At 69.1% G+C, this 8,749-nt stretch carries 8 protein-coding genes; 6 read left to right on the top strand and 2 right to left on the bottom strand.

Annotated elements, in window-relative coordinates; genetic code table 11:
• From sufD to RJ05_RS14560, 6 genes are all read left to right on the top strand, one after another.
• Nucleotides 1-1,003: Fe-S cluster assembly protein SufD (gene sufD, locus RJ05_RS14585; protein ID WP_036537751.1), on the top strand; the 1,003-nt coding region annotated here is incomplete at its 5' end.
• A gap of 32 nt (nucleotides 1,004-1,035) precedes the next feature.
• Nucleotides 1,036-1,812, top strand: coding sequence for a Fe-S cluster assembly ATPase SufC (gene sufC / locus RJ05_RS14580; protein ID WP_036537750.1), 777 nt, complete (start codon nucleotides 1,036-1,038; stop codon nucleotides 1,810-1,812).
• A gap of 1 nt (nucleotide 1,813) precedes the next feature.
• Nucleotides 1,814-3,067 carry a cysteine desulfurase gene (locus RJ05_RS14575; RefSeq protein ID WP_036537749.1) on the top strand — a complete coding sequence of 418 codons (1,254 nt, stop codon included), beginning with the start codon at nucleotides 1,814-1,816 and terminating at the stop codon, nucleotides 3,065-3,067.
• Between the two features lie 3 nt (nucleotides 3,068-3,070).
• A complete protein-coding gene (sufU, locus tag RJ05_RS14570) occupies nucleotides 3,071-3,565 on the top strand; it encodes a Fe-S cluster assembly sulfur transfer protein SufU (protein ID WP_036537748.1) in 495 nt (164 codons plus the stop codon).
• Nucleotides 3,562-3,933 (top strand): metal-sulfur cluster assembly factor, encoded by a 372-nt coding sequence (locus RJ05_RS14565; protein ID WP_036537747.1) that lies wholly within the window; start codon nucleotides 3,562-3,564, stop codon nucleotides 3,931-3,933. The genes sufU and RJ05_RS14565 overlap by 4 nt, the downstream gene beginning before the upstream one ends.
• A 154-nt stretch (nucleotides 3,934-4,087) precedes the next feature.
• Nucleotides 4,088-4,504, top strand: coding sequence for a DUF4189 domain-containing protein (locus RJ05_RS14560; RefSeq protein ID WP_228789012.1), 417 nt, complete (start codon nucleotides 4,088-4,090; stop codon nucleotides 4,502-4,504).
• A 66-nt stretch (nucleotides 4,505-4,570) separates the two neighbouring features.
• Here the strand turns inward: RJ05_RS14560 and RJ05_RS14555 are convergent, their stop codons facing one another.
• Nucleotides 4,571-6,034: an esterase/lipase family protein gene (locus RJ05_RS14555; RefSeq protein ID WP_036537745.1), complete on the bottom strand. Its 1,464-nt coding sequence runs from the start codon at nucleotides 6,032-6,034 to the stop codon at nucleotides 4,571-4,573.
• Between the two features lie 6 nt (nucleotides 6,035-6,040).
• Nucleotides 6,041-8,386, bottom strand: a complete 2,346-nt coding sequence (locus RJ05_RS14550; RefSeq protein ID WP_036537744.1) for a CHAT domain-containing protein — start codon at nucleotides 8,384-8,386, stop codon at nucleotides 6,041-6,043.
• Nucleotides 8,387-8,749: the final 363 nt, after the last annotated feature.

The following is an 8,749-nucleotide window of genomic DNA, read 5'->3' as shown; positions in this document are numbered from 1 at the left end:
TGATGGCGCCGCCACGATCGAGGTCGGCTCGGTCGAGGGCGTGCGGGTGGAGACCGTCGGACGCGACGACGCCCGCCTGGGGCAGGCAGGCGTGCCCGCCGACCGGGTCGCGGCGCAGGCCTACTCGGGCTTCGAGTCGGCCACCGTGGTGTCGGTCGGCGCGGAGACCGAGGTCGCCGAACCCGTCGTCGTCACCGTCACCGGCCCGGGGGAGGGCAAGACCGCCTACGGGCATCTGCAGATCCGGCTGGACCCCTTCGCCGTCGCCACGGTCGTCATCGACCAGCGCGGTAGCGGAACCTACGCCGAGAACGTGGAATTCGTGCTCGCCGACAGCGCCAAGCTGACCGTCGTCGCGGTGCAGGACTGGGCCGACGACGCCGTCAACGCGACCGCGCACCACGCGAAGCTCGGCCGCGACGCGACGCTGCGCCACATCGCGGTCACCCTCGGCGGCGATCTCGTCCGGCTCACCGGCACCGTGAAGTACCACGGGCCCGGTGGCGACGCCGAACTGCTCGGCCTCTACTTCGCCGACGCGGGCCAGCACTTCGAGCAGCGACTGCTGGTGGATCACTCCCAGCCCAACTGCAAGTCGAACGTGCTGTACAAGGGTGCGCTGCAGGGTGATCCGGAATCGCCCAAGGGCGATGCCAGGACGGTCTGGGTCGGCGATGTGCTGATTCGCGCGGCCGCCGAGGGCACCGACACCTTCGAGGTCAACCGCAACCTGGTGCTCACCGACGGTGCCCGCGCCGACTCGGTGCCGAACCTGGAGATCGAGACCGGCGAGATCGCCGGCGCCGGCCACGCCAGCGCCACCGGCCGGTTCGACGACGAGCAGCTGTTCTACCTGCGCGCTCGCGGCATCCCCGAGGACGTCGCCCGCCGCCTGGTGGTGCGCGGCTTCTTCCACGAGATCATCCAGAAGATCGCGGTCCCCGAGGTCCGGGAGCGGCTCGAGGCGGCCATCGAGGCCGAACTCGCCGCGATCGGCGCCTGATACCAGCCCCCGAACTTTCGTAAAGGAACTCCATGACCACCCTGGAAATCAAGGACCTGCACGCCGAGGTCGCCAACCCCGACGAGACCGGCGAGCCCATCAAGATCCTCAAGGGCGTGAACCTCACGGTCCGCTCCGGTGAGACGCATGCCATCATGGGCCCCAACGGCTCCGGCAAGTCCACGCTGTCCTACGCGATCGCCGGGCACCCCAAGTACACGGTGACCTCCGGATCGATCACCCTCGACGGCGAAGACGTGCTGGAGATGTCGGTCGACGAGCGTGCACGGGCGGGCCTGTTCCTGGCCATGCAGTACCCCGTCGAGGTGCCCGGCGTCTCGATGTCGAACTTCCTGCGCACCGCCGCCACCGCCGTACGCGGTGAGGCCCCGAAGCTGCGGCACTGGGTCAAGGAGGTGAAGGAGTCGATGAGCGAGCTCGAGATCGACGCCGCCTTCGCCGACCGCAGCGTCAACGAGGGGTTCTCCGGTGGTGAGAAGAAGCGCCACGAGATCCTGCAGCTGGGCCTGCTCAAGCCGAAGATCGCCATCCTGGACGAGACCGACTCCGGCCTCGACGTCGACGCGCTGCGCATCGTGTCCGAGGGCGTGAACCGCTACAAGGAGCGCGAGAACGGTGGCGTGCTGCTGATCACGCACTACACCCGCATCCTGCGCTACATCCAGCCGGAGTTCGTGCACGTGTTCGTCGGCGGCCGCATCGTCGCCGAGGGCGGCGCGGAACTCGCCGAGGAACTGGACGCCAACGGCTACGTCCGCTTCACTCAGTCCGCCACCGCTGGAGCCTGATATGACCGCTACGGTCCGCACCCTCGACGTGGCCCGGGTCCGGGCCGACTTCCCGATCCTGAACCGCACGGTCCGGGACGGGAAACCGTTGGTGTACCTGGACTCCGGCGCCACCTCGCAGCGTCCGCTCGCGGTGCTCGACGCCGAACGTGCCTACATCATGGAGAGCAATTCCGCGGTGCATCGCGGCGCGCACCAGCTCTCCGAAGAGGCCACCGACGCCTATGAGGCCGCACGGGCCGATATCGCGCGGTTCGTCGGCGTCGACGCGGGCGAGATCGTGTTCACCAAGAACGCGACCGAATCGCTGAACCTGGTCACCAACGCCTTCGGCGACGACCGCTTCCCGTACCACGTTGGCCCGGGCGACGAAATCGTCATCACCGAGCTGGAACATCACGCGAATCTGGTGCCGTGGCAGGAGCTCTCGCGTCGCACCGGGGCGACACTGAAGTGGTACGGCGTCACCGACGACGGCCGCATCGACCTCGATTCGCTGGAGCTGACCCCGGCGACCAAGGTCGTGGCCTTCACCCACCAGTCCAATGTGACCGGTGCGGTCGCGCCCGTCGCCGAACTGGTGCGCCGTGCGCGGGCGGTCGGTGCCCTCGTGGTGCTCGACGCCTGCCAGTCGGTGCCGCATATGCCGGTCGACTTCCGGGAGCTCGACGTCGACTTCGCGGCGTTCTCCGGACACAAGATGCTCGGCCCGTCCGGCGTCGGCGTGCTGTTCGGCAAGCGGGCGCTGCTCGAGGAAACCCCGCCCTTCCTCACCGGCGGTTCGATGATCGAGACCGTCACCATGGAACGCAGCACCTACGCACCGCCGCCGCAGCGGTTCGAGGCCGGTGTGCCGATGACCTCGCAGGTGATCGGCCTGGCCGCGGCTGTGCGGTACCTGGACGCCATCGGTATGGACGCCGTCGCCGCGCACGAGCACACGCTCGTCGACGCCGCGCTCGCCGGGCTGGGCGAGATCGACGGCGTGCGGATCATCGGACCCACCGAGAACGTCGACCGCGGTGGCGCGGTGGCGTTCCTGGTCGAGGGCGTGCACGCCCACGATGTCGGCCAGATCCTCGACGATCAGGGTGTGGCGATCCGGGTGGGCCACCACTGCGCGTGGCCACTGCACCGGCGGTTCGGCATCGCGGCCACGGCGCGCGCCTCGTTCGCGGTCTACAACACCGTCGACGAGGTCGAGCAGCTGGTCGCCGCCGTGCGGAAGGCGCAGAGCTTCTTCGGAGTTGGATAAGTCATGCGCATGGAGCAGATGTACCAGGAAGTGATCCTGGACCACTACAAACACCCGCATCACCGCGGGCTGCGGGAGCCGTTCGGTGCCGAGGTGCACCACGTCAACCCGACCTGCGGCGACGAGGTGACCCTGCGCGTCCAGCTGGACGACAACGGCGATGTCGCCGACGTGTCCTACGAGGGGCAGGGCTGTTCGATCAGCCAGGCCGCCACCTCGATCCTCACCGATCAGGTGATCGGGCTGCCGGTGCAGCAGGCGCTGAAGGTCGTCGACTCCTACAACGAGATGATCTCCAGCCGCGGCACCGTCGAGGGCGACGAGGACATGATCGGTGACGGCATCGCCCTGGCGGGCGTCGCCAAGTACCCGGCGCGGGTCAAGTGCGCGCTGCTCGGCTGGATGGCGTTCAAGGACGCGGTGGTCCGCATCACCTCCGCCGAGGACGCTAAGCGGACAATGGGCAGTGATCGGTCCACGAATGGGGAAACGTCATGAGTGAAGCAGAGACCACCGAAGCCGCCGCGCCGGCAGAGCTGTCGGCCGAGGAGATCAAGCACCTCGAAGACATCGAGGAGGCGATGCGCGACGTCGTCGACCCGGAACTCGGCATCAATGTCGTCGACCTCGGGCTGGTCTACGGCATGCAGGTGGACCAGGACAATGTCGCCACCCTCGACATGACCCTCACCTCCGCCGCCTGCCCGCTGACCGACGTCATCGAGGACCAGTCGCGCAACGCACTGGTGCGCAGCGGTCTGGTCGAGGACTTGAAGATCAACTGGGTCTGGATGCCGCCGTGGGGCCCGGACAAGATCACCGACGACGGGCGCGAGCAGCTGCGCGCCCTCGGATTCACGGTGTAAAGCCTTGTGCAAGCGGGCCCGGATCGCCATGATCCGGGCCCGCTTCGTTATCGCTGTGGTCGGGTCGACTTCCGAAATACGAGTCTTTCGGCAAGGATTGCGTGGGCTCCGAATCCGGAGCGGATCCGAACAGGAAGTTTATTCGATGAGATTGATGGGTAGTGTTGGCTTCGCCGTCGCGGTGGCCGGCCTTGCGGCGGGGTCGGTGCTGGGCGCGGGGACCGCGAGCGCGGCGAGCCAGCACGCGGCGATCGCGGTGAACCCCGGCAAGTTGGTGTACGGAACGAGTGTCAACGCGGCGAGCACCGCCGATGCCGAATCCGCGGCGATCGCCGACTGCGGGACCGACGGGTGCGAGGTGGCCGCCTCGTGGGCCAACGGCTGCGGCGTACTGATGGAGAGCAACGAGGCCACTGTCGTGGCGTCCGGTGCGACCAGGGCGGATGCCGAGCGCAATGCGTACCAGCGGATCTCGGAGGTCACTCCGACGGCGGTCCTCGGCACCACCGGCTCTGCCAACCTCAGTGGCGTGCGCATCGTCGAGGTCGTCTGCACGGCGAACGCGCGCTGATAGCCCGATGATGACTCCCATGACCACCGCGCTCGATCGCGGTGGTCATGGTCGTTGTCGGCGCGTTCACCCCGTCCGCAACCAGCGCACCAGCGACTCGGTCAGGGCGGGGTGATCGAAGTAGCCGAAATGATCGACTGCCGCGCTCGCGTCGACCGCGAGATGGTCGGTGACCGGCAGAGGATGGGTGCCGTCGAGGGCGAGGGCGCCCGCGGTCGGGACGACGAGATCGTTGTCGTCGCGGCCGAACACCAGGTCGACGCCGCCGTCTCCGGCGATGCGCAGCAGCGATGACCCTGCTGGCGGCTCGTAATTCGCACCGACGGTGAAATATCGTGCGGCGGTGGGGTGCCGGCCGGTCAACTGTTCGGTCAGGAACCGGGCGCTCGGGTTCATCGCCATGAGACCGTCGAGGCCCTCCGCCACCCCCGCGGCGACCTGCTTCACCAGCGCCAGCACGATGTCGAGGGCATCGGTGACGCCATTGTCGGGCACCAGCTGCAACAGCGAGGTGAACCGGTTGAGCAATTGTTCGTGCCGGGCGACGTCGGCGAGCGCGGTACCCGCGTTCGGCGTCCCGACCAGCACCGCCTTGCCGACGGTCAGCGTGTCCGCGACGTCGGCGAGATCCGCGCGCTCGGTGAGCACGCGCCCGACCAGCCCACCCCGCGAATGGCAGACGACGTCGACCGCCAAGCGGGTGTCGCGCTGCCGCAGATACTGGGCGAGCCACCGGATGTTGTCGACCGGCGTGCGTGACACCGTCGGATGGTCGAAGGCGAGCACCCGCCCTTCATAGGCGGCGTGCAGTTCGCGCATCGTCGCCACCGGCAGCTCCCCGAAGGCGCCGTGGGTCGTGCTGAAGGTGCCGTGCAGCAGCAGCAGCGCCCGGCCGGTACCCATCTGCGCCAGCGCCTCGGCGCTCAGCTCGGGCGCGGCCGCGCGGTAATTGTCCGGTCCGGCGACACGTAGCCGATGCGGATGCCGCCGGTTTTCGACGAGCTCGGCGAACCGTGCGCCCACCCAGCCCGCACCCTCGCGTACCAACGGGAAGACCAGCACCTTCAAGATCTTGGTGCCGATCGCGCCGGTCAATCCGCGATGGGCACCGGGTGCCTCGGCCACGGGCACCACCGTGCGCGGAATGCGGTAGGTCGGCCCGCCGGGCGCGGCCTGCGGGAAATGCCAGCTGATCGCGCCGTCCTCGGAGGCGTACAACACCACCTGCCGCCAGCCCGGCCCGGGATCGGCCACCTCCATGACGATGTCGTCCGGACCGCCCGCCGCCCGGGTGCCCGCCGCCGCCGTGCGCTCGCGCGGATCGAGGATCTCGACGGTGAGGTCCTCCTCGATCTCGTTGAGCGCCAACGCCGTCACCAGCGCGTCGGTGGTCTGCTCGGCGCCTCGGGTCCCGGCGCCGGCCGCCTCGTGCACGATGGCCCGCCCCGCTAGACCCGGCGTCCGCACCGTGACCCGCCGGTGCACCGCGACCGCGCGGCCGTCCTCGTCGAGCAGGAACTCCTCGGGCATGCGCCGTTACCTTTCCGGTGATCTGTTCCGCCGCAGTGTAAGTCGTGGGTGGCCGAAGGCGAGGTAGCCCAGATGGGTCGGGGTGATCCGGTCGGGATCGGTCGCCACCCGGTCCCGGGTGTATTCGGCGCGGGCCCGGCGCAGCAGCTCGGCGACCGGCACCGGCGGATCGGCGAAGGCGCCGTCGTAGAAGCGAGCGGCGAGTTCGGCGGCCACGATGTCCTCGATGGTCCACAGCGGTGCGACGACGCCGATCGCACCGGTATGCAGCAGTGCCGTCGCGAATCCGGCATAGCTGCCGAGGATCGCCTGGCCCGCACCGACCGAACAGGCGTTGAGATAGATGAACGGCGTGCTGGCGGTATTGCGCAGCCCGCGCACCGCCAGTGCTGTCAGGAACGAGGCCACGACACCGGTGTCGCGGGTTTCCAGCAGCACCAGACCGTCTTCCTGGACGGTGTCGTCGAAACTGCCGTGCAGCGCGACGTGCAGCAGATCGACCGGAATCCGGCCCTCGAGGCAGTCGATGACCTGCTCGCGCATCGGCGGCAACGCCGTGACCGGCCCATACCGCTGCCCGAAGCGCGCGGCCTCGGCCACCGCCGCGGGCAGCGGCGGGAAGTTCCGCACCCCGTCGTAGTCGGCGGTCAACACCGCCTGCGCGGCGACCGGATGGTCCCGCCGCGGGCTCGGCTGCGGTCCCTCCGGCGCGAACGGCCAGCGTGACATCGCCAGATGCGCACCGAGAAACGGTGCCCGGCCGCCGTATTCGGTGTCCAGCGGCGGATCGAGCACCGCCAGCTCCCACGGCACGAACGCCTCCTCGGTGAGCCACAGCACCGCAGGCGCCTCGGTCCGGCCGCGGACCAGCTCGCGCAGCACCGATCGGATACCGCTGGGCATCGCCGAGGCGATGAGATCGCCATAGCCCTTGAGATTGTCGAAGACCGCAACTCCGCGAAACGCCTCGGCCTTGACCAGCCGTCGCGTGTAGGTGGCGAAATCACGTGCGGTGTGGTCGATGCGGCTGCGTCGCTGCGCGTCCGGGATGAACAGAGGCCCGCCGAGGGCATAGGCGTCCCAGACGTAGGTGTCGGGTGCGTCGGCGCGGTAGACCACGACCACGAGATCCGGCGGCGCCTCGTCGAGCAGCGAACCGATGTCCAGTAGCTGGCGAGCCGGGGGCGGTGGTGGCGGGGTGGTGGCCAGCCGGGCGGCGTTCGGCACGACTACGAGGACGCGCGAGGCCAGGCCGATGATCCGTCCCTGTTTGCGGATGATCAGCCGCAGGGTGCGTTCGGCGGTCAGCGTCGGATCGGTCAGGGCTTCGAGCGTCAGCGTGTGGCGCGGATACGGATCCGTGAGTGTCACACGCACGGTGACATGCGGATCACCGGTGACGACCAGCGATTTCGGGTCGACCAGCACTTCGATATCGACCTCGAACTCCGGGTCCGAGGAGTACACATGCATCTGGCCGGACACCATCGTCGTCATATCGAAGGTCTCCGACAGCCCGACGGTGATCTGGAACGGTTCGCCTGCCACGACGACATCCGGCGCATCCAGCCGTGGATAGCAGGCATAGGCCCAGATGGCGTCGGTCGAGGCGGTCTCGGAGTCCTCGGTGGACAGCGGATCGCCGACGGCCTGTGCCAGGTCGGCGTCGTCGGCGTGGGCGATCCCCGGGTAACCGCCGTCCCGTGCCGGATCATCGGCAGATCTCGGCAGCAGACGCCGCCGGACCAGGTCACGCAGCTTGCGACGTTTCCGGCGGCCGTACCGGAATTCGATACGTCCACCGCCGCTTCCGGTCCCGTCCGCCAGATCGGCCGGGTCGCCGGGGACGGATGGTTGCTGCTGTCCGGAGTTGGGGCGGACTCCGCCCTGCGGGGGCGGAGCGGGCGGTGGCAACGAGTCGTAGTAGACCTGGCCCGGCGGCGGGCCGGCTCCGGTCCAGGATTGGTCTCGGTCGGGTTGTGCCGCGCTGGAGCGGCCCCATGGGGGTGGCGGTGGTCCGGCGGAAAGAGTCGTGGACCTCCCCAGGAGGTTCCCCCGCCGTCCGGCGACCGCGCGTGCCAGCGCGTTCCGAAACGACAGGTCCGTTCGCGCGGTCGTTTCCAGGACTGCACGCGCCGCTGTGCGAGTCGCTTCCGAGGGCGCGGCGCCGGACCGGGCCTCCTGAATCAGCCGGTCGATGGCGGGGTCGTCGCCGAGTTCCGCCACCACGACGTCCCCGACCAGGCCCGCCACGGTGTCGAGCGCCCGGCCGCTCAACTCGCCCACCTGTAGCCCGGTGCGCGCCTGATCACCCACTGCGTACGCGATCAGCAAGTCGACCACGAGATCCATATCCACGCGGGCCCCTCCTGTCGTGTCTCGTGCTCGTCGCCGCACACAGCGGATATGTGTGCGCCGAAGTCTTCCAGAAACGCGCGGCTGTCCATGGATTTCCGGTGACACCCCCGCGAACGTGCCCCAGCGGTGTTTTCGGCCCCCTCGGGGGACGGACCGACCGGGCGGTCCGGTAAACGACTTCACCGCCGCTGACGTGCGCGAACGGGATCCCCTCCGCCGCAACGGATCGCGTTCTGTGAGTCCGCCTTGCCAGTTCGGCGGAGAGTTCGCGGCAATGCTGCTAGGGTGGGCGAGTCGTCGGGTTCCGGGCTGTCGGGCCGGTGCGTTCCGTTGGCTCGGCGGTCGATCGAAGTGCTT

This window comes from Nocardia cyriacigeorgica NBRC 100375, from assembly GCF_000308555.1.
Lineage (GTDB): Bacteria > Actinomycetota > Actinomycetes > Mycobacteriales > Mycobacteriaceae > Nocardia > Nocardia cyriacigeorgica.
This window is presented reverse-complemented; position numbering and strand designations above follow the sequence as displayed.